This window comes from Sphingobacterium sp. GQ94, from assembly GCF_059758715.1.
Map to the genome: position 1 here is coordinate 318,775 of NZ_JCAXEC010000002.1, position 24,343 is coordinate 343,117.

The following is a 24,343-nucleotide window of genomic DNA, read 5'->3' on the forward strand; positions in this document are numbered from 1 at the left end:
TTATTTCTTTTTTGCCTTGGTAGCCTTAGGCTTCTTAGCTGCAGGGGTTTTCGATTTCTTAGTTGATGTTGATTTATTATCTTGTTCCGCCCATTTCAGCACATCCTGATAGGTAATATTATCAATCTCGGTACCTTTTGGGATTTTCAGGTTTTGTTTGCCAAATCGCACAAATGGTCCCCATCTGCCATTCTCTACCTTAGCATCTGGATTTTCTTCAAAAATTCGAATGATTTTATCTTTATCTTTTTGACGTTTCTCTTTAATAATCTCAATGGCCTGATCTTCTTCAACTTCCAACGGATCTATTTCTTTAGGAAGAGAATAAAAGCTACTGTTATGACGAATGTAAGGTCCAAATCTACCAATTGCAACTGTCATTTCCTTTTCCTCAAACTCTCCTACTTTCCTAGGTAATTTAAACAATTCTAATGCTTCATCTAAAGTGATTGTCTCAATCATCTGACCTTTGCGAAGAGAAGCAAACTTAGGTTTTTCTTCATCATCGGCTGTTCCAATTTGAACTAATGGTCCAAACCGTCCTACTCGTACTGATATTGGTTTACCTGAAACTGGATCTAAACCTAATTCTTTTTCATGGGTAGCTCTATCAGCATTCTCTAATGTATTTTGGACTTCACTATGAAAAGGACCATAAAAATTAGAAAGCATTTGAGTCCAGCCTTTTAAGCCTTGTGCAATTTCATCAAATTCTTTTTCAACTTTTGCAGTAAAGTGATAATCAACAATACCATTAAAATGTTGTATCAAAAAGTCATTTACCAAAACACCAATATCAGTTGGAAACATTTTGTTTCTCTCTGCGCCGGTGATTTCTGTTTTTTTCAACTGTGATAAATTACCATCTTCTAAAGTTAGAACTTGATATGTTCTTTCCTTCCCTTCTCTTTCTTCTTTGATCACATATCCCCTATTTTGGATAGTGGAGATTGTTGGAGCATAGGTAGATGGTCTACCTATACCAAGCTCTTCAAGTTTTTTTACCAACGCCGCCTCTGTAAATCGAGCAGGAGGTCTAGAGTACCGTTCGGTCGCCTGCAGTAATTTTGCAGCTAATTCTTGGTCAATAGATAATACAGGTAATAACGTATTTTCTGAATTTTCTGTATCGACTTCGTCAGATTCTTCATCTGTAGATTCAAAATACACTTTTAAAAATCCGTCAAATTTCATTACCTCTCCCGTGGCTACGAATTCTTCTGAACGCGTGGTAATCTCAATTTTAGCCGTGGTTTTTTCAAATTCAGCCTCACTCATTTGAGAAGAGATAGCACGTTTCCAAATTAATTCATATAAACGTCTTTCGGAATTGTCACCTTCAATACTATGTGCTTCAAAATAAGTAGGTCGAATTGCTTCATGGGCTTCTTGAGCTCCAGCACTTTTGGTGCGAAATTGTCTTTGTTTATGGTATTTTTTACCATAAGCATTTACTATTTCGGCCTCGGCCGCCATTAAAGCAGTCTCTGATAAGTTGACTGAATCGGTACGCATGTATGTGATGCGCCCAGCCTCATACAAACGTTGAGCAATTTGCATTGTTCGTGCAACTGAATAGCCTAGCTTTCTACTTGCTTCTTGTTGAAGTGTAGAGGTTGTAAAAGGAGCCGATGGAGACCGTTTTGCAGGTTTAGTTTCTAAACTATTTATTTTATAGTTTGCCTGAATACAGTCCGTTAAAAATGATTTAGCTTCCTCAACTGTTTGGAATCTTTTTGGCAATTCAGCTTTAAATTGTTCTTTTCCCTTACCAGTTTTAAATATTGCAATTATTTTAAAAGATGCCTCAGCATTAAATTTATTAATTTCTCTTTCTCTTTCAACAATCAATCGAACAGCTACAGATTGAACTCTACCGGCAGAAAGTGAGGGTTTAACTTTTCTCCATAATACTGGCGATAGTTCAAACCCAACCAGACGGTCTAGTACCCTACGTGCTTGTTGAGCATTCACTAAATTATAATCTATTGTTCTTGGCGACTCAATGGCTTTAAGTATTGCTGGTTTGGTAATTTCATGAAATACAATACGCTTGGTATTGGCCTCTTTCAACCCTAAGGTTTCAAAAAGATGCCACGAAATAGCCTCTCCTTCACGGTCCTCATCGGAAGCTAACCAAACTGTTTCTGCAGCTTTTGCTAATTTCTTTAATTCACTAACAATGGCTTTTTTATCTGAGGGAACTTCATATTTCTGTTTAAAATCATTATCTGTGTCAATAGCATCATCGGTCTTAACCAGATCGCGTATATGACCATAACTAGATTTTACTAAAAAATCTTTTCCCAAATACCCCTCAATTGTTTTTGCTTTAGCCGGAGACTCAACTATCAATAGATTTTTCGCCATTTAATTTTATAGATTTCTTGCAAAGAAAACGATTTCAAAATGGAATGCAAATTAATTTTTATTCGACATATTAATAAAGTGAGTATTCTTGTCAATTAAACAAACCAAATATTCAATAAATAAAACATTGCAAAAACCACAGAAGCAATTCCATTAATCGTCATAAACGTTCGATCAATCTTACTGAAATCTGTCGGACTTACTATGTTATGCTGATAAATTAATAACAAACCATATATAGTTACACCTATATAATAGAATATACCAGAAGGTATAAAGAAAATAGGTATTAACACAAATATAAAAGACAGTATATGAAGACCTTTTGAAATTAAGATGGCCTTCTTAATACCGTATTTAACAGGGATAGAATTTAATCCGTTTTCTTCATCAAATTCTTTATCCTGTAGTGCATAAATAATATCAAATCCACTAACCCAAGTCAATACAGATAATCCATAAAACAAAGGTACAATGTTGAAGACACCTGTAACAACCAGGTAAGCCCCAATGGGTGCTAATCCTAATCCCATCCCTAAAACAAAATGACACAAGGGAGATATTCTTTTCATATATGAATAGAATAGTATCACAAAAAGTGCTATTGGTGATAAATATAAACAAATAGGGTTTATAAAATAACAGGAAAACACAAAAATAACACAATTAATAATTGTAAACCAAAGCGCCTGTCCAGAAGAAATTTTACCTGCGGGGATATCTCGAGTAGCTGTTCTAGGATTCAAAAGATCGATATCCCGGTCTAAATATCGATTGAAAGCCATTGCAGCATTCCTTGCCGTTACCATACAAACTAGCATGAGTAAGAAGAGCTTCCATTCGAATTGATAATCAGTTGTATTTAGGGCTAAGAAAAAACCAATAACAGCAAAAGGGAGCGCAAAAATGCTATGAGCGAATAGCACTAAGGACATATATTTCTTCATAAACTAATCCAATGGAGATACAAAATTTTGGTTAATTCCTTCAATTGTTTCTAAAATTTCTTGGCATCCCATCTTAGTTTCGGATGAGGTTAAAATATGAGTAGGAACCTCTTCAAACCATTGTTTTATTGCTCTTCTAAACTTTGCAATATTCTGATCGGCCTTGACGATAGATTGTTTATCTGCTTTAGTGAATAGTAAAAAAAATGGGATTTCTTTTTCACCCAGCCAACAACAAAATTCAAGATCGATTTTCTGAGGTTCTAATCTGCTATCAATTAACACGAAAACACACTGCAGGTTCTCTCTCATAATCAAATATCGACGGATAAATCTTTCCCAATCTGCTCGATTCTTTTTAGAAGTTTGAGCAAATCCATAACCTGGTAAATCAACTAAATACCATTCATCATTAATGTTGAAATGGTTAATTAGCTGAGTTTTACCTGGTTTTTGAGATGTTTTGGCCAATCCCTTTCGACTGGTCATCGCATTAATTAATGAAGACTTACCTACGTTGGAACGTCCGATAAAAGCATATTCTGGACGGTCGGCTTGAGGCAATTTATCAACTTCTGTATTACTCGTTAAGAATTCTGCGTTTTTAATGATCATAATGCAAATGTACAATTTAAATAATTTTCATACTCATTTAGAATTACTATAAAATTCATACGCATTGTAAAAATATTTAATTAATTTCAGCCTAAAATTTGAATTATATGCTAGACATCCGTCACATAGTTAAACAGTATGCTAATTATAGAGCCTTAGACGATGTGTCTATCCAGATACCAAAAGGACAAATATTTGGGCTGTTAGGCCCTAATGGGGCGGGGAAAACATCTTTAATCCGAATTATTAATCAAATTACAGCTCCAGACTCAGGTGAAATATTAATAGATGGTGAAGTTTTGAAACCAAAGCATATTAGTCGAATAGGGTATTTGCCAGAGGAAAGAGGTCTTTATAAAAAAATGAAAATTGGGGATCAGATGATATATTTAGCCCAATTGAAAGGTCTTTCCAAACAAGAAGCAAAAATTAGAATTAAATATTGGTTTGAAAAGCTGAAAATTGAGTCATGGTGGGACAAGAAAGTTGAGGACTTAAGTAAAGGTATGCAGCAAAAAGTTCAATTTGTAGCGACTGTACTTCATGAGCCTGATTTGATTATATTGGATGAACCCTTCTCCGGATTCGACCCTATTAACGCACAAACTATCCAAAACGAAATATTAGAACTAAATAAGAAAGGCGCAACCATCATTTATTCCACCCACAGGATGGATTCTGTCGAGGCCTTGTGTGATCATATTGCTTTGTTGAATAAATCAAAGGTTATTTTAGAAGGATCGGTAAAAGAAATTAGAAATGAGTTTAGAAGTCAAACTTTTACGATCGAATTCAATAATAAACCGGGAGTTAATTTAAGTTTGGATTATTCTGTTTTGTTCGAAAACCTAACACCTGAATCCGTCAAAAATAAATTGACTATAAAAATAAAAGATAATTATACCCTTAATGAAGTTTTACTTTATTTAATTCCCCAAATTGATATACTTCAAATTTTTGAAATAGTACCCTCTATGCACGATATTTTTATCGATAAAGTCACCAACAATAATTAACTCTATACAAAGCCAAGCTCATGAATAAAATACTCTTAATTGTACAACGGGAATATTCGAGTAGAGTAAAGAAGAAATCATTCTTATTAACTACTTTCTTGGTCCCGATCTTCTTTATTGCTTTGTATGTTGGTGTAATTTTTCTGACTAAAAATAGTTTTGAAGGGACCAATGCTACAATCTATGTGATTGATCATTCAACAAAAGTAGCAGATAAGCTTAAAAGCAATAAAAATATCAGCTATACCACTACGGCTTTAGAACTGAATGAGCAAATAGAAAAAATGAAAGATGAAGAGGAAAACACCAACATTCTAATCATACCTAAAGATTTTTATTCTACTCAAAAAATTGAATTTCTTTCCTCAGGAAAACCAAATATAAACACACTGGGCGAAGTAGAATCCCACTTGGAAGAAATAATGATGAATTATCATTATTCTCAATTAGACATTGACCCAGAAACTATTAAAGGGATAAATAATAAAGTAACTATCTCGGCTAAGGAGATCATGGATTCCGGAGAAGCAAAAGCAAGTGATACACATATCGCAATGATAATTGCAATCGCATTTTCGATGTTGATATATCTTTCTTTATTTCTATATGGCGCTCAGGTTATGCGAGGCATTATTGAAGAAAAATCAAGCCGTATTATCGAAATTATTATTTCCTCTGTAAAACCGTTTCAATTGATGATGGGAAAAATTATCGGTATTGGTCTGGTAGGAATAACGCAATTTGTTTTATGGATTGTTCTGAGCTTTAGTCTTCTTGCTATTGCAAGTGCAGTCATTTTAAATAAAGATGATATTAAAGAGCACTTAACAAGTCAAACTGTAAATTCAGGTGGAGATATGGAAGGATTATCAATGCTTTCTACTGTTAATTCTGCAGTTGAATCATTGAATATTTCTGAATTGGTGATTTGTTTTTTCCTGTTTTTTATTGGTGGTTATATGCTCTATAGTGCTTTATTTGCAGCAGTAGGTTCTGCAGTGGATAGCGAGACCGAGGCAAATCAATTTACAATGCCGATAACCGCTCCTTTGCTTTTAGCGTATGCTTTATCATTTGGGGTATTAATTAATGATCCTCATGGCACATTGGCTACCTGGTTGAGCTTTATTCCTTTCACCTCTCCAATTGCTATGTTGGTTAGAATACCATTTGGGGTTCCTATTTGGCAAATTGCATTATCTTTTACCCTATTAGTAGCGGGATTCTTACTGACGACTTGGACCGCCTCAAGAATTTATAGAGTTGGAATTTTGATGTACGGAAAAAAAGCAAGTCTAAAAGAATTAATTAAGTGGTTTAATTATAAAAATTAGTTTTTTTGTATAAAGTGAGAGACTAATTTTTTACTGTGTGCCGTAAAACTTCTTTTTTACCGATTTAAATGTGGAATAGAGATAGGTCGACTGGAGAGACAGAGTATAAGAGCATCTTTGATCTGGTAAACTCTTTAAAAAACCCAGCTCTCACTGACCAATTTTTATTCAATTTCAATCTTTTTATTACCTTTGGGCCTTTAATATTTAATCTGAAAAACATATAATTGAATAAGAGAAAAAATGGCGAAACTGATTAATTTAACGGTATTTAAGAAATTTTTATCCTCAAATACGTCAGGCGGTATATTATTATTCTTTTGTGTGGTATTTTCTTTGGTAGTTGCAAATACCCCTCTGGCTGATTCCTTTAATCAATTATTGCAAACGACATTTGGTTACCAGGATAAATATATTCAGCTAGAATATTCTATTAAACAATGGATTGACGATGGTTTAATGGCCATCTTTTTTTTGTTGGTTGGGCTAGAAATTAAGAGAGAGCTCGTAGAGGGTGAACTTAGTTCACCTAAAAAAGCTGCTCTCCCAATCATTGCCGCTATTGGAGGCGCGGTAGTGCCTGCACTGATTTATACATTGTTAAATTTAGGCGGTTCAACAAGTCATGGTTGGGGAATCCCAATGGCAACTGATATTGCCTTTGCCTTAGCAATAATTACTTTATTGGGAGATAAGGTTCCAGCTAGTCTAAAAATTTTCTTGGCAGCCTTAGCGATAGTAGATGATTTACTAGCCATTTTGGTAATCGCGATATTTTATTCAGGCGAACTTCATTATACCTATTTAATGTATGCTTTTGGTATTTTAATGCTATTAATCATCTTTAATAGAATGGGGATTAAAAACATTTGGGCTTATATTATTCCTGGTTTATTTATCTGGTACTTTATCCACCATTCGGGCATTCACGCTACGATTGCAGGCGTGCTGGTTGCGATGACCTTGCCAACGACTATAGATGCTAAGGAGTCACCTTTGGAAAAATTAGAACATCTATTAGTTAGCCCAGTGAATTTTATAATCATTCCCCTATTTGCTTTGGTGAATACCAATATAACAATACATCATGAAATGCTTTCAGGACTAGGTACACCATTGGGTTTAGGGATTATTCTTGGATTATTTTTAGGTAAGACAACCGGGATATTTTTGACTTCATGGATATGTGTAAAGACTAAAATTGCAAATTTACCAGAATTAGCCGGATGGAAACATATGATTGGCGTTGGCATGTTAGGTGGGATTGGATTTACAATGTCAATCTTTATTTCTATGTTATCCTTTGAAGATCCACATTTTATTGAAGAAGCTAAGTTTGCAGTTTTAATTGGTTCATTAATATCTGGTTTATTGGGTTATTTTTATCTATCTAGTTTATCGAAAAAAAAGGCTTAATTAAAGCTATATTAATTTTGAAAACCTTCTGTATTATTATTAGCTACATGGCCTTGGTTTGTCTTAAGTTGGGATTGAACCTTAAAAATGCATTCACCTTCCCCTATTTAAATAATATACTTTAATACAGGTTATCGATCTTCGTGTTTTTCGGGGGAATAATTTCGAAGGGTATTATAATCCGGAAGATTGATTTCAACAGCAAATCACAGCTCAGTGCCTTAACCATACTACCCGTATTTATTTAATGTATATTTTAAAGCTAGGAAAAAAGATTATTAAAAAATTAATAGCTTATCCTTAAAAATATTCTTAAAAAGAAAAAATAAAAGGTGATTTGTTAAGATAATTTCAAACAAGAATCAACAAATAAGTTCAAAAAATAAAGCTTGAGACAATCGGGCGATCGCTCAAGCTTTAAAAAAATAACCTCTTAACGAGGTAATCAACCTAAACCTAAGACAAAGGTAGATAATTTCTTTATTAAAATCCAAATATATTTGAGTAATTAAGTAGTGTTCTATAGCCTAAAATATTTAACTATCTAGAAATGAGATGATTAAATTTTTAAAAAAAAAGGTTTTCAAACGGGGAGAATGAAAACCTTTAATAACCAATTATAAACCTAAATTATGATGACACAAAGATAGTGTACATTCTACACATTTGCAAATTTTTTTTTATTTTTTTTAAGTACGACTGACTTATTCGCTGAGAAAAGAATCATTATCTTTGTATAAATCGTTTAATGTATGTTTACAGGAATAATTGAAACCGTAGGAAAAGTTGTTAAAATTGATACTGAGCAGTCTAATCTTCATTTTTATATTCAATCAAAAATATCGAACTTCTTAAAGATTGATCAAAGTGTCGCCCACAACGGGGTTTGCTTGACAGTCGTTGATGTGATTGGTGATATACATAAAGTTACCGCTATCCAAGAAACCCTGGAAAAAAGCAATTTACTTCACTTAAAACAAGATGATGATGTAAATTTGGAGCGCTGTACGCAGGTGGGCGGTCGTCTGGATGGTCATATTGTTCAGGGGCATGTAGATCAAACAGCTACCTGCACTTTCATAGAGACTCACCATGGCAGCATCGAGTTAACTTTTGAATACAATATAGAGCAGAACAATATCACCGTTGAAAAAGGGTCTATTACAGTAAATGGTATTAGCCTTACAGTGGTGAATTCAAAGGTCAATAGTTTTTCGGTTGCTATTATACCCTATACATTAGAACATACCAATTTAAAAAGCATAACAGTAGGCTCAACTGTAAATTTAGAATTTGATATTATTGGCAAATACGTTAGTAAACTCTTAGCACAAAGATCCTAATAATGTTGCTAAAGCTAAAGTGACACTCCAATTACGTCTTTTTTCTTTTTGTTTTTGAACCGTTCAGGAACGATGGACAATATTTCATTTTTAAGCATGTTTATGGCGTGTTTTTTGACATAGTTTTGTGCCGTAACCAAACTAATTTCTCTGACTGGTTCAGGTGATTTAAAATAGCGAACTCTTGCAATTTGGTCTTCATCATAATTGGATATACTTAGCTCTGGAAGAATCGTGATGCCCCCATTTAAGTCTACCATCCTCTTTAAAGTTTCAACACTCCCTGTATTGTAATCGAAGGTCCCCTCCTTAGATTGATTATGTTTAAAATGACATATATTTAAAACTTGGCCACGCATGCAATGGTCTTCATTTAACAACCAAAGTTTCTCATCAGAAATTTCCTCAGAACTAACCATATTTTTAGCAAATAGAGTGCTTTTTTCAGAAACGTAGGCAACGAAAGTTTCATAAAACAAGGGTATCTCCTGAATAGCAGAATCATGTAATGGGGTTGAAAGAATGCCACAATCTAAGGTTCCGAGTTTCAATTCTTGAATAATTTTTTCTGTCGTATATTCCCAAATTTGTAATTTTAATCTATTGTGTTTATTTAGGAAGTTCGAAATAACTGAAGGTAGTAAAAATGGCGCAACAGTTGGAATTACGCCTATTTTTAATTCCCCAGACAACTCCCCTTTTTCGAATTGTAAAATTTCAGCTATTTTCTTGCTTTCTGTTAAAACCGTTCTGGCTTGTTTGATGATTTTTTCTCCAACTTCTGTAGGTACAACCGGTTGTCGACTTCGATCAAAAATTTTTGCCCCAATTGACTCTTCCAGTTTTTGGATTTGCATGCTCAAAGTAGGCTGAGTAACAAAACATTTCTCAGCGGCTGCAACAAAACTTCGATAGGTGTCTACTGCTATTACATATTCTAATTGAACCAGGGTCATACTATAAGTTTTAACTATACAAATGTACGGATGCCTAGTTGATTAAACGAATGGATGCAAAAAAATAAAGTCAAATGAGTGTGATTATTCATTATCATAAATGATAGAAAATCTGATTATTTTTGATGGTATCTCATTTCTAAGTCTAAGATAACATCTCTTTTTTTACCTTCTAGAAACGATAGGTTACCAGCAACAAAGACTCCCTTTTCTTTATTTTTGACATTGCTAAGGCCATAAACAGAAGATTCATCAGCAGGATCTGAAGCTCCCTCGTACCTGTAAAGCACATCTATTTCAAAATCTGATGCATTTGATACCAATCGGTCGAATTCCAAATTATAGTCAACGGAATAACCCTGTTTAATTAAGCTATCTAAAGCCTGTGTGATTGTGGCATATTTGTGAGAGGTATCCATATTCTTTTTTGATTGTTTAATTAAAAAACACATAACTTTACGGATTGTTTTTATAATTCTGATTCAATATATTTTATGTCATTTACTCCTCCCTCAACAGAGAAAAGTCCAGGCAAAGCTTTCGAAAGATTGTTAGAAGTACTAAATACCCTTCGTTTAGAGTGCCCTTGGGACAAGAAGCAAACAATGGAATCTCTCAGACATTTGACCATAGAGGAAATGTATGAGTTAGCAGATGCAATCCTAGAAAAGGATCATCAGGAAATTAAAAAAGAATTGGGAGATATATTAATGCATTTGGTTTTCTACGCACGCATTGCCGAAGAAGAAGAACACTTCAATATTGTTGATGTTCTAAACGGAATTTGTGATAAATTAATTTCTCGTCACCCTCATATTTATGCTAACGTAGTGGTTAAAGATGAGCAAGACGTTAAAAATAATTGGGAAACCCTTAAACTCAAAGAAGGAAATGTTTCTGTCCTCTCAGGAGTTCCGAATGGACTCCCGGCCCTTGTTAAAGCACATAGAATTCAAGATAAAGTTCGCGGTGTTGGGTTTGACTGGGAGGACAAATCTCAAGTTTGGGCAAAAGTTGAAGAGGAATTAGCTGAATTCAAGCAAGAGTTTAATGTGGAGAAAGACGAAATTAATATGCAAAGAGCCGAAGAAGAATTTGGAGACCTTCTTTTTTCTCTCATTAACTATGCTAGACATTTGGGTATTACTCCAGAAAATGCGCTAGAAAAAACAAATAAAAAATTTATATATCGTTTTACTTATTTGGAAAATAAAGCAAAAGAAAATGGTAAAAAACTTCAAGAAATGAGCTTGCAAGAAATGGATGTCTATTGGAATGAAGCAAAAAAAATAAAATAATTAATTGTTGGTAAGATTTCGATAACTTTATTATCAAATAACCTACATATGAATCCCTTATTTAAAATTCTAAAAAGGATTGGCATCTTGATTGGCTCTATATTGCTCCTATCAATCATTTTACTTTATGTATTCCGACTTGAATATATCTTAAAGGGGATTTATGTGACTTATCTACATGGGTATAATACAGCCTATCTGGAAGATTATACTTTTTTTGATAATCATATAATTGAGAATGGTATTGGAAAACCATGGAATAAATCTTCTGGCTATAATTCTATACCAATAAACGATTCATTAAAAAAAGTTCATGAAACAAGCCAAACCGTCGCTTATTTAATCATTCATAAGGATAGTCTATGGAGTGAGTCCTATTATGGAGGCTATTCAGATACCAGTAAATCAAATTCTTTTTCAATGGCTAAAAGCGTTGTTTCTGCAATCCTCGGAAAAATGATTGAAACAGGAAAAATCAAAAATTTGCAACAAAAAATAAAGGATTTTGTTCCTGAAATTATTGGTACTTATGCAGATTCATTAACATTTGAAAATCTTGTCTCAATGCGATCTGGCATGAAATGGGAAGAAAGCTATTATAATCCATTTTCCATAACCACAAGATTATATTTTGATCAGGATCTCAAAGGCACACTGAAGGCTTTGCCAATTGAGGATCGTCCTGGAAAAGCCTTTAATTACAAAAGCGGTGATACACAGCTATTGGGAATTGCTATCCAGAGAGCAAGTAATACCTCATTATCAGAATTGTTGTCGACTTATTTCTGGAAGCCCATGGAAGCAGAACGGAACGCCCTATGGCAAGTAGATAGCAAAGACAATGGATTTGAAAAAGCATATTGTTGTATTGCAAGTAATGCGAAAGATTTTGCTAGATTCGGGAAGTTATATTTACAAAATGGCAAATGGAATGGCAAACAATTATTGGATTCTTCCTATGTTAATAATTCAGTCCGTCAGAAATTTGAAGATTCACCAAAATACGGTTACGGTTGGTGGATTGGAAAGTATAAAGACAAAGACTTTTTTTACATGGATGGCCACTTAGGTCAGTATGTGATTGTGTTACCTGAGGACGAACTGATCATCGTGAGGTTAGGGAGATCTATAGATAGTTTAGCCAAAGAAGATCCTAAATCCGCTTTTTACCAATTTATCAACCAAGCTTATAAGATGTTAGGAAAACGTGTTGATCAATAAGTTTAATTTGTATTTTTGCCAGAATGAAAGATTCAGCCGTAATTTTTGATATGGATGGTGTTATTGTTAACACAAATCCCTATCACGCCAAAGCTTTTGAAGTGGTTTTTGAAAGATATAAGATTTCTTATTCCCAAAAGCAGTTTCATGATCACATTTATGGTAAACATAATAGTCATATTTTTACTTATTTTTTCGGAAGGAAAATTCAGGGTGAAGAATTAATTCATTTGGAAAATGAAAAAGAAAGCCTGTTTAGGGAAATTTATAGCTCTCAAGTTACACCCATTTCTTTTCTTATTGAATTTTTACAAGATTTATCTAACAATCAATTTAAATTAGGGGTTGCTACATCAGCTCCAAGAGCAAATATGGATTTAATTTTAGACGAACTAGATATTCGTCAATACTTCCAATCAACCTTAGGAAGTGAAAATGTTCTCCTCCATAAACCTCATCCTGAAGTATATTTACAGTCGGCTAAAAACCTGCTGGTGGATCCTCAAGATTGTTTCGTCTTTGAAGACTCATTTTCGGGAATAACAGCCGGATTAAATGCGGGCATGCATGTAATAGGTGTACTTACCTCCCATCATCGGGATGAGCTTCCGGTATGTTTAAGCTATCTAAAAGATTATAGAGGGATGAACAGTAAACGTCTGAAGGAACTGTTAAATTATGTGGTCTGAAACACTTCAATTAATTCCTAGCCCAACATACTGGGTACTTTACTTTTTTTGCGCTATTCTTATAGGAATCTCAAAAACTGGAATTCAAAATATCGGAACACTTGCAATTCCAATTTTTGCGTTCTTGTTCGGAGCTAAATTCTCTACTGGAATAGTGTTAATCTTATTGTGTATTGCAGATTTGATGGCCGTAATATACTACAGAAAAAAGTTCCTTTGGCAAGAAATCAAACCCATGTTATTATACTCCTTTATAGGTTTGTTTATTGGACTTATTTTAGGGGAACACATCAACGATCAGACATTTAAAGTAATTATGGGGGCGTGTATCTTATTGAGTGTGCTTTTGATGATATGGGTGTCCAACCAATCTAAAAAAGATAACCACAAAGCCGCAACTTTTACAAGCAAATGGTGGTATTCTCCTTTCTTTGGTTTTTTGGTAGGTTTTTCCACCATGATCGGTAACGCAGCTGGTCCAGCGCTCAGTTTATATTTAATCAGTAAAAAGCTCAAGAAGGTAGCTTTGGTCGCCACAGGAGCTTGGTTTATTATGATATTAAATTTTTCTAAAATTCCATTGCAACTTTTGGTTTGGAAGAACTTGACTGTAGAAGGACTTATATTAAACTCTTTAGCAATTCCCTTTATTTTCCTGGGTGCATTTATTGGTATCAAACTAGTAAAGGTCATTCCAGAAAAGGAGTTTAAAATTACCATCTTAGCACTTGTTGTTTTGGCATCAGTGATGTTAATCATCGCATAGCGGTTAACTAGGTAAGATATAAACATATTAAGGCATGGAGACTACTCCATGCCTTAATATGTTTAAAATAAAAGAAACTAAACTGATTAAAATGTAGTTGAATCAGCCTCAGAAGTTTCTGGCGCTTTGTCGATCAAATCCATAAATTGATCAAGTTTTGGCGTAATGATGATCTGCGTTCTTCTATTTCTGGATTTTCCATCTGGTGTAGAATTATCTGCTATAGGATTAAATTCACCCCGTCCACCAGCAGTTAAACGTTTGGGGTTTATTCCATAAGTATTTTGTAAAGCTTGAACAACGGATGACGCTCTGAGCGTGCTTAAATCCCAATTGTTACGAATGTTGGGTTGTGCTATTGGATCTGTGTCTGTATTACCTTCAATTAATACATCATAATCCTTATAATCTTTAATAATTTTTGCGATTTTAGAAAGCGTTTGACCAGCTTTATCGGATATTTCGTAGCTTCCTGACTTGTATAACATATTGTCTGATAATGATATATATACTACACCTTTAAGTACTTGTACATCTACATCTCTCATTTCCTCTCTGCTAAGGGAACGAGTTAGATTATTAGTTAACAGCATGTTAAGTGAATCACTTTTTTGTTTAGTGTTCACCAGATGTTTAATGTATTTGTTGGAGGCATTGATCTCATCCACCAATTTCGAAATATTTACATTTCCTTGAGTGTTTTGATTAATACTATTATCTAGGGTTCCTTGAAGTTTTGCTAAGGCCTCTCTCAGACTAGCGTTTGACTTTCGTTCTTGTTGAAGCTGATCTTCTAAGCTCTTCACCTGTGCCCTACTCTCGGCAAGCTCAACTTGAGACTTTTGATATTGTTCACCTAAAGTCTTGTGTTGGGCTTGTAGAGCCAAATGTGTTTTTTTACTTATTCCACACGATGAAATCAGAATTACTGACATTAAAAGGAGTGGAAAACTTATTTTTTTTATCATAACCTTTAATTTTAAATGCATTCATTAACCATTTTCCTAGTTAGAGCAAAAGCAGTGCCTATTGTGAAAAACCGAATTGGTCTAGCGGGTTTTTAAGAAACAAATCCCCAAAATAAAATAAGGCTTGCAATCGGGGAGATTGTCAAGCCTTAAACTAACCAATTATTAACCTAAATTATGAGTTAATGTATGATCAAACGATATACCAATCTCTATTGAATAGTCGATAGCTTAACAATATTTAACAAATTGAGATAGTTATTCAGTAAATAATGATAATTTTGTCCATGCAGCAGTTAAACAACTATCTTGAAAACCTTAAAATTAAGGCATTAAACCCTATGCAACTTGAGGTCAATAAGCAATTCGACCCCAAAAGAGACTTAATTTTGCTGTCGCCTACCGGATCTGGTAAAACCTTAGCTTTCGCCTTGATTGCGTTTCAACTGTTAAAAGATTATCCAAATACAATGGCATCGACATTAGTAATTGTTCCTACTCGGGAACTTGCATTACAAATTGAAGGTGTATTTAAAAAATTGGATAACCAATTGAAAATGGTATGCCTTTATGGAGGAAATGATACGCAAATTGAAAAGAAAAGATTAAGAGATAATCCACAGCTAATTGTGAGCACACCGGGACGTTTAATTTACCATATCGAGCGACTTCCAGACATGTTGGATAATACCCATACATTGGTTTTAGATGAATTTGATAAATCCCTTGAACTCGGCTTCCAAGAACAGATATCATTTATCGTAAATACCTGTAGTAAACTTAAACATCAAATTCTTACCTCGGCAACAGACATTCCCGAAATTCCTGATTATCTTGAATTGAATAACCCCTTAAGATTAGACTTTTTATCCAAAGAGACACTAATTCCAGATTTAACGTATTATAAAGTTGAAGTAGCTACTAAGTTTAAATTGGAGGCGCTATTTAAGTTAATTTGTAAAATTGCAAACGAGAGGGTTTTAGTTTTCTGTAATCACAGGGAGGCCGCTGAACATATATCAGAATTACTTGAGGGCAAAGGTATTTTGAGTATTCCATATCATGGTGGCTTGGACCAATATTTCCGTGAATTAGCTATAATAAAACTTAAGAACGGAAGCCAAAACATCTTAATAACAACAGATTTAGCCTCAAGAGGACTGGATATACCTGAGATGAATCATATTGTTCACTATCAATTTCCACATAAAGAAGAAGATTTTATTCATAGAAATGGTCGTGCTGGGCGTAATCAACAAAAAGGAAATGTATATGCTGTTAAAACAGTTGACGAGCGATGTCCTGAGTATTATAAAGAAGTGCCTATTTTAGAGTTAAATGAATTCTATCCAATTCCTGATGAACCTGCTTATCATACTGTTCGAATCACGGCTGGAAAAAAACAAAAGGTAAATAAAATTGATATTGTTGGCTATATCATGTCTCTGGGTGATTTTAACAAAGACGACTTGGGCTTAATTGATGTGAAAGTACTTGATTCCTATGTTGCTGTTAAAAGAGAAATAGCAAGATCAGTTGTGAAGTTAGGAAACAACGGAAAAATAAAAGGTCAAAAAGTAAGAATTAATTTAATCTAACTTTTCAATATATTTCATTATAATCTTTGGAATTAGCTTGCTGATATCTCCTTTGTTTTTCCAGATATCACGAACGATTGAAGAAGATATATGTGATTTTCCAGTTCGACTCACTAGAAAATAAGTTTCTATTTCTGAATCCAGTAATAAATTGTTCTGGGCTATAATGTTTTCATAGTCCAGGTCAGTATTGTTCCTTAATCCTCTTAAAATGAATTTCGCTTGAACAGTTTTACAAAAATCTATTGTTAAACCATTATATATTTCTACTTCAATTTTTGGATTATTTTTAAATAATTGTTGTATTGATTTTTTTCGTAGTTCAACATGCATCATCCCAACTTTAGAACTGTTTATACCAATTGCCACATAAATTTTATCGAATAATGGCATAGATCTCTCAATGAGATCTTGATGAGCTAAGGTAAAGGGATCAAAAGACCCAGGGAAAACGGCTATTCTCATATAAATAGGCTCCAAAATATACCCATAATACTAAGACTAAGGGGGGAATTGAGCAATATTCCTTTTTTGATTAAAACACTATTAACCTCTATACTAATTTTAACTATGCGATTTATCCTGAATAAAAACTGAAGGAAGAATTGCCATATTTTCTAGTTTCCAAGAAAGTTGGATGCTGAGCTAATTTTCGGCTACTCGGATGTTCAATTATGAGAAGACCACCATCATTTAATAAATTGGCTTCTAGTACAAGCTGAGCCAACTGAGGCAATTGTCCGTTGTCATAAGGAGGATCAGCAAATATTAGATCATAGCGATTGGGGGTAGAATTTATAAATTTAAAGACATCAGAACGCAAAGCTTTAACTTGTGTTAAATTAAGCTTTTTAGCTGTTTGATCAATGTATAAAATGCATTTATTATGGAGATCAATTGCGTCTACTTGGTCTACTCCTCTTGAGGCAAGTTCTAAGGTGATATTCCCTGTGCCTGCAAACAGGTCTAAACACTTTAAAGTCTCAAAATCAACCCGGTTATTTAAGATATTAAATAATGCTTCTTTAGCCATATCTGTTGTTGGCCGGACCGGTAAATTTTGAGGTGGGTTTAATCTCAATCCTGCGAGTGTTCCTCCAATTATCCGCATGATGGTAAATCTAGGATATAACTTTGGGCAATATCTTCAGGTACATCCTGAAGCACTTCTCGTTGAGTATTAGTATTTAATTGAATAATTTCTCCACTGTATTTGTTTATAGTATTCATAAAAGACTCCTGTATTCCAATACCGCTAACGATAGCTTTATTGACTTTTTTTGATATTCCAAAAACTTTAAAAAGATTCAGTATGAAGTAATTTAAGTCATCCTCGGATACAACCTCAAAGGTGTTGAAAAACTTAAATTGACCATTTATAAATAAAAAAATATCAGTCGACCCATCATGAAAAACAAGCCCCAAGACCTCCCCTTGTAAAGGAACATGTGCTCTTGCTTGTGTTAAGTTAAGTTTGAATTCAGGAATAAATTGTGCCATTGGAAATAACGACTTCCAACGTTTGAATAATAATGCATCATTTTGATAAATGGCTCGTATATTCAAAAAATCCAAATTCTCAATTTCCGCCATCGGTTTAGGGTTTTCCATAAATTCTTGGTACTTGTCTACATCCTCGATATCGAAAAGTTCTTCAGGAATAAATGTTAAATTTTGATGTGGAATAGTGATGTATACTTTTTGAAATGGTAAACTTAAAATCTTTAATGCATCCTCGGAAGGTTGATGGCTTGGATACTTCATATATATCATTAATTGCCCCATTTCATCGATAACATAAAGCATGTCATAGAAGAAATTTGCTTTGACGATTAAGGTATATTTAGCAATATAATGGAAGTGAAATTGTTTCGATGTATAATTCATGCCCTAATTGTGCTTTAATGACAAAATTAGCTTTAATAATTGGATTGACCAACCTTTTAAATAACTTTGAATTGTGCAAATTAAAAAAATTCTAATAAATCATTTTTCCCATCAGCCAACTCAACAACAACAGGAGGTTTTTGAATTAATCGGGAAATTTATTCATACTTTTTCTTCTCATTACTGCTTTATTTTAAAGGGATATGCCGGAACTGGAAAAACTTCGATAATTTCTGCATTGGTAAGTGCGATGCCATTGTTTCAAAAACGGGTGGTATTATTAGCACCAACTGGAAGAGCTGCCAAAGTGATGAGTTCTTATTCGAATAAGAGTGCTTTCACCATCCATAAGAAAATTTACAGAAAGAAAAATGCAACGAATTTAGAGATGAATTTTACCCTTGCGGACAACCAACATGAGCATACCTTATTTATTGTTGATGAAGCCTCGATGATTAATAATGAAGGTATGACTGTGTTTAGTAATGGTCTACTGGACGATCTCATAAAATATGTTCAATCTGGAAATAAATGTACTTTAATGTTCGTTGGAGATATTGCTCAACTCCCTCCGGTTGGTTTAGAATCCAGCCCTGCTTTGAATGCGGAATACTTAAACGCTGAGTTTGGATTAGATATTTTAAGTTACGAGCTTACAGATGTTGTAAGGCAGGATAAAAATTCAGGCATTTTGTTTAATGCCACCAGAATTAGAAATGAAATCCGATTAGACGAAGAGTTTGTTGAATACAGCTACCCTAAATTTATTGTGAAATCATTTAATGACATTTTTCGAATGAACGGCGATCGTTTGATTGAAGGGCTTCATTATGCCTATGGAAAATATGGTATTGAAAACTGCATGGTTATTTGTCGTTCGAACAAGTCTGCAAATCTTTACAATAAACACATTAGAAATCAAATTCTTTTTAGTGAAGATGAAATCTCTGGGGGTGATAAAATAATGGTCGTGCGAAATAATTATCATTGGTTACAACAAAACGATGAAAAAAGCACAGGATTTATCGCAAACGGTGACATGGCATCTGTTAGAAAAGTGAGTAATATACACGAAATGCATGGTTTTCGGTTTGCAGATCTTTATTTAGAATTTATGGATAATAACGAAGGTGAGGCCATAAGATGTCGCGTATTGCTCGATAGCTTGTATGTGGACTCCCCTAGTTTGCCCTACGAGCAGCAACACGCGCTTTATGAGAGTATAGCGAAAGATTATCAAGATATTCCAAATAAAAAAGACAGACTGGAATACATTAAAAAGGATCTCTATTACAATGCATTACAAATTAAATTTGCATACGCTATAACTTGTCACAAAGCCCAAGGAGGTCAATGGCCTTTGGTTTTCGTTGATCAAGGTTATATGGTAGATGAGATGTTGAATACTGAATTTATGCGCTGGTTGTATACAGCAATTACTAGAGCGAGCAGAGAACTTTTTTTAGTGAATTTTAATGAGAAATTTTATGAAGATTCTATTATTTTTGAATAAGTAAATGTTTAGGAATTCAATAATAAAAGTTCTTTAAGCAATTCAGTTAAATGATATATGATTTTTCTTAATGGATAATAACCAAATTGAAAGTCTTTTGAAGTATAGTGTTCCAGATTTTAATCTGGATCTACTTAAAACTATCACTTTAAATGATCTTATGGAATTAAGTTTGGATGTTCATAACCCTCGTATTTCTTTCAAAGCGTCTTGGGCCCTAGAGCATATCTTATTAAAAAATACAGAACTTTCTCATTTAGTATACCCAAAACTTATCCAGAATTATATTGAACTTAAAAATTGGAGTAGCCTTCGGAGTTATACAAAAATATTGATGTATTTCTTGTCAAAAAAGAATAAAACGATTCATATTACTCCCAAAGAACAGGAGTTAATAATTGAAAAATCATTCAATGTCATTGAAAATCCTGAATGTCCAGTTGCAGTTAAAGTAAATGCATTCGATATTCTATTTCATTTAACTAGTATACATTCCTGGTTAAAGGGAGAATTGATTATGATTATACAATTCAATTTAGAAAAAGAAGCTAGCCCAGCATTAAGAAGTCGGGGTAATTTAATTTTAAACCGGTTAACTAATGGAAATTAGAATAAAGTATTCCCTTTTTGTGGGTGCACTTTACCTAAGTGTTTAAAAGCTAATTCAGTACATTCTCTTCCTCTGGAAGTTCTCATTAAATATCCTTCTTGAATTAAAAAAGGTTCATATACTTCCTCAATGGTACCCTCGTCCTCTCCCACGGCAGTAGCAATTGTTTTTAACCCAACTGGTCCCCCTTTAAATTTTTCAATTATGGTGCTTAGAATTTTATTATCCATTTCATCTAAGCCATTTTCATCCACATTTAATGCATTCAATGCAAATTGAGCGATGGCTTTATCTATGGAACCGTTGCCTTTTATTTGAGCGAAATCACGAGTTCTTCTTAATAATGCATTTGCAATACGTGGGGTGCCGCGGCTTCTCCTTGCGATTTCATATGCTCCTTCCTCCGATATTGGTACTAACAGAATACTAGAGGAGCGCATGACAATATCGGTTAATAGTTTTGAATCATAATATTGTAATCTTGAATTGATTCCAAACCTAGCCCTTAAAGGGGAAGTCAGTAAGCCAGAACGGGTTGTTGCCCCAATGAGTGTAAAAGGATTTAAAGAAATCTGTACTGAGCGTGCATTGGGTCCAGTCTCAAGCATAATATCGATCTTAAAGTCCTCCATTGCAGAATATAGATATTCTTCGACCAAAGGGCTTAAACGATGGATTTCATCAATGAATAAAATATCACCTGTTTCTAGGTTAGTTAATAAGCCTGCCAAGTCACCCGGTTTATCCAATACAGGACCTGAGGTGATCTTAATCCCAACACCCATTTCATTCGCGATTATATGGGATAATGTCGTTTTTCCTAATCCAGGAGGGCCGTGTAAAAGTACGTGGTCTAGTGCTTCACCACGTAATATAGCGGCCTGAACAAAAATAGATAGATTGGCAAGAATTTTCGCTTGACCCGTAAAATCTTCGAATGTTTGAGGTCGAAGCACTCTTTCTAAATCTTTCTCAGTATGAGATAGTTTATCAGGATTGGGATCAAGGTTTTCATTCATATTACTATATTTTAGTTAACTCTTAGATAGATTATTTATTGTAATCCGTAAATAAACTTTTAATTTTCATTTGTATGACCCCAAAAAAGGCTTCTTTGAAAATTTTAGTATTCATCTTGGATGTTCCTAAAGTTCGATCCGTAAATATAATTGGGACTTCAACAACATTAAAGCCATATTTAATGGCCGTAAACTTCATTTCGATTTGAAAAGCATATCCTACAAATTTTACTTGATCAAGAGGAATTCTCTCTAAGACTTTTCTTTTAAAACAAACAAAACCAGCGGTTGCATCTTGGATTTTAATTCTGGTAATTAGACGGACGTAAGCAGAAGCAAAATAGGACATTAATACCCTATTCATAGGCCAGTTAACAACATTAACCCCCTTTACGTATCTAGAACCTATAGCCATATCTGCTCCTTGATCTTTACAGGCCTCCCACAAGCGTATTAAATCTTCAGGGTTATGGCTGAAATCAGCATCCATTTCAAAAATATATTCATAATTGTGAGAAAGTGCCCATTTAAAGCCATGTATGTAGGCAGTGCCTAGTCCAAGCTTTCCTTTTCTTTCTTGTAAATGTAGGTTTTCAACAAATTCAGCATTTTGCAGTTTTTTTACAATTTCAGCAGTACCATCTGGTGATCCATCATCAACAATTAAGATATGAAAGTCATACTTTAATGAAAAGACTTTACGGATAATTAGTTCAATATTTTCCTTCTCGTTGTAAGTTGGAATGATTACAATATTCTTCGACACTGTTAGATTTTTGAATAAGTAAAGGTAAACATTTAGATCAATTATTGAAATTGACTAATGAGTTAATAAAAGAAGCCGACTATGTTTAATCGGCTTCAATTCTTTGTATTGTTGAACTATCTTGTGCAAATTATTTAATTCCGTGCATCATTTTCTTTAAAGTTCCATTAAATATTAACAATAACAAGGCTACAGCAATTGGTAAGGAGGCAATGATTAAGAAAAATACTGTCATTGAATATTCCTCGGTAATTTTATCAATATATGAACCTGTTTTACCCGCAATAAAGTTAGCAATTGCAGATGCAGTGAACCAAAGGCCAAATAATAAACCTGCGAATTTCTTTGGCGATAACTTACTGACATAAGAAAGTCCGACTGGTGAAACACACAATTCTCCTGTTGTATGGAAAAAATAAGCTAAAATTAACCAGACCATACTAACTGACGCTGTTTTAGCTCCTTGAGGGATGGATAACGAACCATACGATAATGCGATGAATCCCAAGGCGACCAATAACAAACCAAATGCAAATTTAACAGGACCAGAAGGATTCCATATTTTTTCCCATAATTTGCTAAATGAGGATGCTAAAGTGATTATAAAGAAACTATTTAAAATCTGAAACCAGGAAACGGTTACTTCCGTCTGTTCCAAATTAAACTCTCTGTACACTTTCCAAATTCCTAAACACCAAATGAGGGCGAATGATATTGCGGTCGCAATTACAGTCATCGGGTATTTGTTGTAAATTTTCTGTGAGAGTTTAAACAATACAAAGCTCACAATAAGTATAGGAAATACAGTCAAGATTGCATCAACCCACTTGAAAATACTTCCGGCATTACCCTCAAGTATTCGTTGTGTATAATCTTTTGCAAAAATAGTCATGGAACCACCTGCTTGCTCAAAAGCGAAAAAGAAAAATATACTTGCAATCATTAGTACAGAAACTACGATTAAGCGATCCCGAACAACGTTTGCTGGAAGTTTTTCCTCCTTAGGATCAATTATACCCTCTTTTGAATCATGTTTTGTTCCTGGTTCTTCACCAATTATTCCAAATATTCTTTTAGCAAAATAAAATTGAATCATACCAAAGAACATAAAAACTCCTGCTAATCCAAATCCATAATGCCAACCAATTTTCTCTCCAATATAACCACACAGTAACATTCCTAAAAACGCACCTGAATTGATACCCATGTAAAAAATAGTATAACCAGCATCTTTTTTCTTGCTACTGTCGGGATATAATTGTCCGACCATTGAAGAGATATTTGGTTTAAACATACCGTTACCTAGTATCATTAAAATCAAACCGACGAAGAAGAAGTTTTCAGAAATATTTTCAAAGGCCATAGCTGCATGTCCCATGGTCATCACCAATGCCCCTATAAGAATTGCTTTTCGATAGCCGGTCAGTTTATCAGCTATTATTCCACCAAGTAATGGGGTTAAATAGACTAACCCTGTGTACCACGCATATAAGTCCATCGCATCTTTATTGGACCACTCCCAGCCTCCTTTAGAAATTTCAGTTAGTAAAAATACTGTAAGTAAGGCACGCATACCATAGTAACTGAAGCGCTCCCACATTTCTGTAAAAAATAGGACAAAAAGACTGGCGGGATGCCCCATAACCATTTTATCATCCACTCCTTGTTTAGCAAGGTGTTGGACTAATTCTGCGTCTTTCTCTTGATTCATATGATTTAGTTATATAATAATTTAAGATAAATTTCAGAACATTATTTTATTAGACCAGCAAAATAACAAATTATTATTCATAAATTATAGTAATTAAACACATCCTTACATCTAATTAGTCTCCGGTATTGATGCAGAAAATGTAATTTAATTTGAATAGCACTGGTTTTATGACACTTTTGTAGAACATAAGGTTTAATCGGAAAACCATGATTTTAAAAGGAAAATATTAAATTAATAACCGGTTTTGATTATAAATTTCTCTATATGATCTAAATGATTGCAAAATCGATAATTTTC

General features: G+C 33.9%; 23 protein-coding genes. 11 read left to right on the forward strand and 12 right to left on the reverse strand.

What is annotated here, in order from left to right:
- The 3 genes from topA to yihA form a co-directional block, all read right to left on the reverse strand.
- Entirely contained in the window at positions 1–2,370 is a 2,370-nt protein-coding gene (gene topA, locus AC6CHH_RS03105; RefSeq protein WP_498279623.1) for a type I DNA topoisomerase, read from the reverse strand.
- A 95-nt stretch (positions 2,371–2,465) separates the two neighbouring features.
- Positions 2,466–3,317 (reverse strand): UbiA-like polyprenyltransferase, encoded by an 852-nt coding sequence (locus AC6CHH_RS03110; protein WP_498279625.1) that lies wholly within the window; start codon positions 3,315–3,317, stop codon positions 2,466–2,468.
- A gap of 3 nt (positions 3,318–3,320) precedes the next feature.
- On the reverse strand, positions 3,321–3,932 hold the full coding sequence (gene yihA / locus AC6CHH_RS03115) for a ribosome biogenesis GTP-binding protein YihA/YsxC (protein WP_498279627.1): 612 nt from the start codon (positions 3,930–3,932) through the stop codon (positions 3,321–3,323).
- Between the two features lie 107 nt (positions 3,933–4,039).
- On the opposite strand from yihA, the gene AC6CHH_RS03120 reads away from it, so the two are divergent.
- The 4 genes from AC6CHH_RS03120 to AC6CHH_RS03135 all read left to right on the forward strand — a co-directional run bounded on the left by AC6CHH_RS03120 (position 4,040) and on the right by AC6CHH_RS03135 (position 9,041).
- Positions 4,040–4,948: an ABC transporter ATP-binding protein gene (locus tag AC6CHH_RS03120; RefSeq protein ID WP_498279629.1), complete on the forward strand. Its 909-nt coding sequence runs from the start codon at positions 4,040–4,042 to the stop codon at positions 4,946–4,948.
- A gap of 20 nt (positions 4,949–4,968) precedes the next feature.
- Complete coding sequence (locus AC6CHH_RS03125) at positions 4,969–6,282, forward strand: ABC transporter permease (RefSeq protein ID WP_498279631.1); 1,314 nt, start codon at positions 4,969–4,971, stop codon at positions 6,280–6,282.
- 243 nt (positions 6,283–6,525) lie between these two features.
- Positions 6,526–7,698, forward strand: a complete 1,173-nt coding sequence (gene nhaA / locus AC6CHH_RS03130; RefSeq protein WP_498279633.1) for a Na+/H+ antiporter NhaA — start codon at positions 6,526–6,528, stop codon at positions 7,696–7,698.
- Positions 7,699–8,450: 752 nt separating this feature from the next.
- Entirely contained in the window at positions 8,451–9,041 is a 591-nt protein-coding gene (locus AC6CHH_RS03135) for a riboflavin synthase (RefSeq protein ID WP_498279635.1), read from the forward strand.
- Between the two features lie 14 nt (positions 9,042–9,055).
- On the opposite strand, the gene AC6CHH_RS03140 is transcribed toward AC6CHH_RS03135, so the two are convergent.
- Positions 9,056–9,997 carry a hydrogen peroxide-inducible genes activator gene (locus AC6CHH_RS03140; RefSeq protein ID WP_498279637.1) on the reverse strand — a complete coding sequence of 314 codons (942 nt, stop codon included), beginning with the start codon at positions 9,995–9,997 and terminating at the stop codon, positions 9,056–9,058.
- Positions 9,998–10,113: 116 nt separating this feature from the next.
- Positions 10,114–10,416 carry a hypothetical protein gene (locus AC6CHH_RS03145; protein WP_498279639.1) on the reverse strand — a complete coding sequence of 101 codons (303 nt, stop codon included), beginning with the start codon at positions 10,414–10,416 and terminating at the stop codon, positions 10,114–10,116.
- 75 nt (positions 10,417–10,491) lie between these two features.
- On the opposite strand from AC6CHH_RS03145, the gene mazG reads away from it, so the two are divergent.
- From mazG to AC6CHH_RS03165, 4 genes are read left to right on the forward strand one after another with little or no spacing between them, the layout of a single operon-like run.
- Positions 10,492–11,295: a nucleoside triphosphate pyrophosphohydrolase gene (gene mazG, locus AC6CHH_RS03150; RefSeq protein ID WP_498279641.1), complete on the forward strand. Its 804-nt coding sequence runs from the start codon at positions 10,492–10,494 to the stop codon at positions 11,293–11,295.
- Between the two features lie 48 nt (positions 11,296–11,343).
- Complete coding sequence (locus AC6CHH_RS03155; protein WP_498279643.1) at positions 11,344–12,516, forward strand: serine hydrolase domain-containing protein; 1,173 nt, start codon at positions 11,344–11,346, stop codon at positions 12,514–12,516.
- Between the two features lie 23 nt (positions 12,517–12,539).
- Positions 12,540–13,205, forward strand: a complete 666-nt coding sequence (locus tag AC6CHH_RS03160) for an HAD family hydrolase (RefSeq protein ID WP_498279645.1) — start codon at positions 12,540–12,542, stop codon at positions 13,203–13,205.
- Positions 13,195–13,971, forward strand: a complete 777-nt coding sequence (locus AC6CHH_RS03165) for a sulfite exporter TauE/SafE family protein (RefSeq protein ID WP_498279647.1) — start codon at positions 13,195–13,197, stop codon at positions 13,969–13,971. The genes AC6CHH_RS03160 and AC6CHH_RS03165 overlap by 11 nt, the downstream gene beginning before the upstream one ends.
- An 86-nt stretch (positions 13,972–14,057) precedes the next feature.
- Here the strand turns inward: AC6CHH_RS03165 and AC6CHH_RS03170 are convergent, their stop codons facing one another.
- Complete coding sequence (locus AC6CHH_RS03170) at positions 14,058–14,939, reverse strand: OmpA/MotB family protein (RefSeq protein WP_498279649.1); 882 nt, start codon at positions 14,937–14,939, stop codon at positions 14,058–14,060.
- A 287-nt stretch (positions 14,940–15,226) separates the two neighbouring features.
- Between AC6CHH_RS03170 and AC6CHH_RS03175 the strand changes: the two genes are divergently transcribed.
- Positions 15,227–16,537 (forward strand): DEAD/DEAH box helicase, encoded by a 1,311-nt coding sequence (locus tag AC6CHH_RS03175; RefSeq protein WP_498279651.1) that lies wholly within the window; start codon positions 15,227–15,229, stop codon positions 16,535–16,537.
- On the opposite strand, the gene coaD is transcribed toward AC6CHH_RS03175, so the two are convergent.
- From coaD to AC6CHH_RS03190, 3 genes are all read right to left on the reverse strand, one after another.
- Positions 16,529–17,002 (reverse strand): pantetheine-phosphate adenylyltransferase, encoded by a 474-nt coding sequence (gene coaD, locus AC6CHH_RS03180; protein WP_498279653.1) that lies wholly within the window; start codon positions 17,000–17,002, stop codon positions 16,529–16,531. The two genes, AC6CHH_RS03175 and coaD, sit on opposite strands and share 9 nt — an antisense overlap.
- A gap of 112 nt (positions 17,003–17,114) precedes the next feature.
- Entirely contained in the window at positions 17,115–17,648 is a 534-nt protein-coding gene (locus AC6CHH_RS03185; RefSeq protein WP_498279655.1) for an RsmD family RNA methyltransferase, read from the reverse strand.
- Complete coding sequence (locus tag AC6CHH_RS03190) at positions 17,639–18,424, reverse strand: DUF3822 family protein (RefSeq protein ID WP_498279657.1); 786 nt, start codon at positions 18,422–18,424, stop codon at positions 17,639–17,641. Before AC6CHH_RS03190 ends, AC6CHH_RS03185 begins: the two co-directional genes overlap by 10 nt.
- Before the next feature lie 73 nt (positions 18,425–18,497).
- Here AC6CHH_RS03190 and AC6CHH_RS03195 point away from each other — a divergent pair, with 73 nt between their 5' ends.
- Together AC6CHH_RS03195 and AC6CHH_RS03200 are read left to right on the forward strand one after the other, a co-directional pair.
- Complete coding sequence (locus AC6CHH_RS03195; RefSeq protein WP_498279659.1) at positions 18,498–19,937, forward strand: ATP-dependent DNA helicase; 1,440 nt, start codon at positions 18,498–18,500, stop codon at positions 19,935–19,937.
- Positions 19,938–20,007: 70 nt separating this feature from the next.
- The gene (locus AC6CHH_RS03200) at positions 20,008–20,547 is read left to right on the forward strand and encodes a hypothetical protein (RefSeq protein ID WP_498279661.1); all 540 of its coding nucleotides are present in this window, start codon (positions 20,008–20,010) and stop codon (positions 20,545–20,547) included.
- On the opposite strand, the gene ruvB is transcribed toward AC6CHH_RS03200, so the two are convergent.
- The 3 genes from ruvB to AC6CHH_RS03215 all read right to left on the reverse strand — a co-directional run bounded on the left by ruvB (position 20,544) and on the right by AC6CHH_RS03215 (position 24,043).
- Positions 20,544–21,566: a Holliday junction branch migration DNA helicase RuvB gene (gene ruvB / locus AC6CHH_RS03205; RefSeq protein ID WP_498279663.1), complete on the reverse strand. Its 1,023-nt coding sequence runs from the start codon at positions 21,564–21,566 to the stop codon at positions 20,544–20,546. The two genes, AC6CHH_RS03200 and ruvB, sit on opposite strands and share 4 nt — an antisense overlap.
- 31 nt (positions 21,567–21,597) lie before the next feature.
- Entirely contained in the window at positions 21,598–22,332 is a 735-nt protein-coding gene (locus AC6CHH_RS03210; RefSeq protein WP_498279665.1) for a polyprenol monophosphomannose synthase, read from the reverse strand.
- Between the two features lie 130 nt (positions 22,333–22,462).
- Entirely contained in the window at positions 22,463–24,043 is a 1,581-nt protein-coding gene (locus AC6CHH_RS03215; protein ID WP_498279667.1) for a peptide MFS transporter, read from the reverse strand.
- Between the last annotated feature and the right edge of the window lie 300 nt (positions 24,044–24,343).

What these genes read in the sequence shown, in the direction of transcription:
- topA (WP_498279623.1), bottom strand. Translation starts at nt 2,370, where the DNA reads ATGGCGAAAAATCTATTGATAGTTGAGTCTCCGGCTAAAGCAAAAACA.
- AC6CHH_RS03110 (WP_498279625.1), bottom strand. Translation starts at nt 3,317, where the DNA reads ATGAAGAAATATATGTCCTTAGTGCTATTCGCTCATAGCATTTTTGCG.
- yihA (WP_498279627.1), bottom strand. Translation starts at nt 3,932, where the DNA reads ATGATCATTAAAAACGCAGAATTCTTAACGAGTAATACAGAAGTTGAT.
- AC6CHH_RS03120 (WP_498279629.1), top strand. Translation starts at nt 4,040, where the DNA reads ATGCTAGACATCCGTCACATAGTTAAACAGTATGCTAATTATAGAGCC.
- AC6CHH_RS03125 (WP_498279631.1), top strand. Translation starts at nt 4,969, where the DNA reads ATGAATAAAATACTCTTAATTGTACAACGGGAATATTCGAGTAGAGTA.
- nhaA (WP_498279633.1), top strand. Translation starts at nt 6,526, where the DNA reads ATGGCGAAACTGATTAATTTAACGGTATTTAAGAAATTTTTATCCTCA.
- AC6CHH_RS03135 (WP_498279635.1), top strand. Translation starts at nt 8,451, where the DNA reads ATGTTTACAGGAATAATTGAAACCGTAGGAAAAGTTGTTAAAATTGAT.
- AC6CHH_RS03140 (WP_498279637.1), bottom strand. Translation starts at nt 9,997, where the DNA reads ATGACCCTGGTTCAATTAGAATATGTAATAGCAGTAGACACCTATCGA.
- AC6CHH_RS03145 (WP_498279639.1), bottom strand. Translation starts at nt 10,416, where the DNA reads ATGGATACCTCTCACAAATATGCCACAATCACACAGGCTTTAGATAGC.
- mazG (WP_498279641.1), top strand. Translation starts at nt 10,492, where the DNA reads ATGTCATTTACTCCTCCCTCAACAGAGAAAAGTCCAGGCAAAGCTTTC.
- AC6CHH_RS03155 (WP_498279643.1), top strand. Translation starts at nt 11,344, where the DNA reads ATGAATCCCTTATTTAAAATTCTAAAAAGGATTGGCATCTTGATTGGC.
- AC6CHH_RS03160 (WP_498279645.1), top strand. Translation starts at nt 12,540, where the DNA reads ATGAAAGATTCAGCCGTAATTTTTGATATGGATGGTGTTATTGTTAAC.
- AC6CHH_RS03165 (WP_498279647.1), top strand. Translation starts at nt 13,195, where the DNA reads ATGTGGTCTGAAACACTTCAATTAATTCCTAGCCCAACATACTGGGTA.
- AC6CHH_RS03170 (WP_498279649.1), bottom strand. Translation starts at nt 14,939, where the DNA reads ATGATAAAAAAAATAAGTTTTCCACTCCTTTTAATGTCAGTAATTCTG.
- AC6CHH_RS03175 (WP_498279651.1), top strand. Translation starts at nt 15,227, where the DNA reads ATGCAGCAGTTAAACAACTATCTTGAAAACCTTAAAATTAAGGCATTA.
- coaD (WP_498279653.1), bottom strand. Translation starts at nt 17,002, where the DNA reads ATGAGAATAGCCGTTTTCCCTGGGTCTTTTGATCCCTTTACCTTAGCT.
- AC6CHH_RS03185 (WP_498279655.1), bottom strand. Translation starts at nt 17,648, where the DNA reads ATGCGGATAATTGGAGGAACACTCGCAGGATTGAGATTAAACCCACCT.
- AC6CHH_RS03190 (WP_498279657.1), bottom strand. Translation starts at nt 18,424, where the DNA reads ATGAATTATACATCGAAACAATTTCACTTCCATTATATTGCTAAATAT.
- AC6CHH_RS03200 (WP_498279661.1), top strand. Translation starts at nt 20,008, where the DNA reads ATGGATAATAACCAAATTGAAAGTCTTTTGAAGTATAGTGTTCCAGAT.
- ruvB (WP_498279663.1), bottom strand. Translation starts at nt 21,566, where the DNA reads ATGAATGAAAACCTTGATCCCAATCCTGATAAACTATCTCATACTGAG.
- AC6CHH_RS03215 (WP_498279667.1), bottom strand. Translation starts at nt 24,043, where the DNA reads ATGAATCAAGAGAAAGACGCAGAATTAGTCCAACACCTTGCTAAACAA.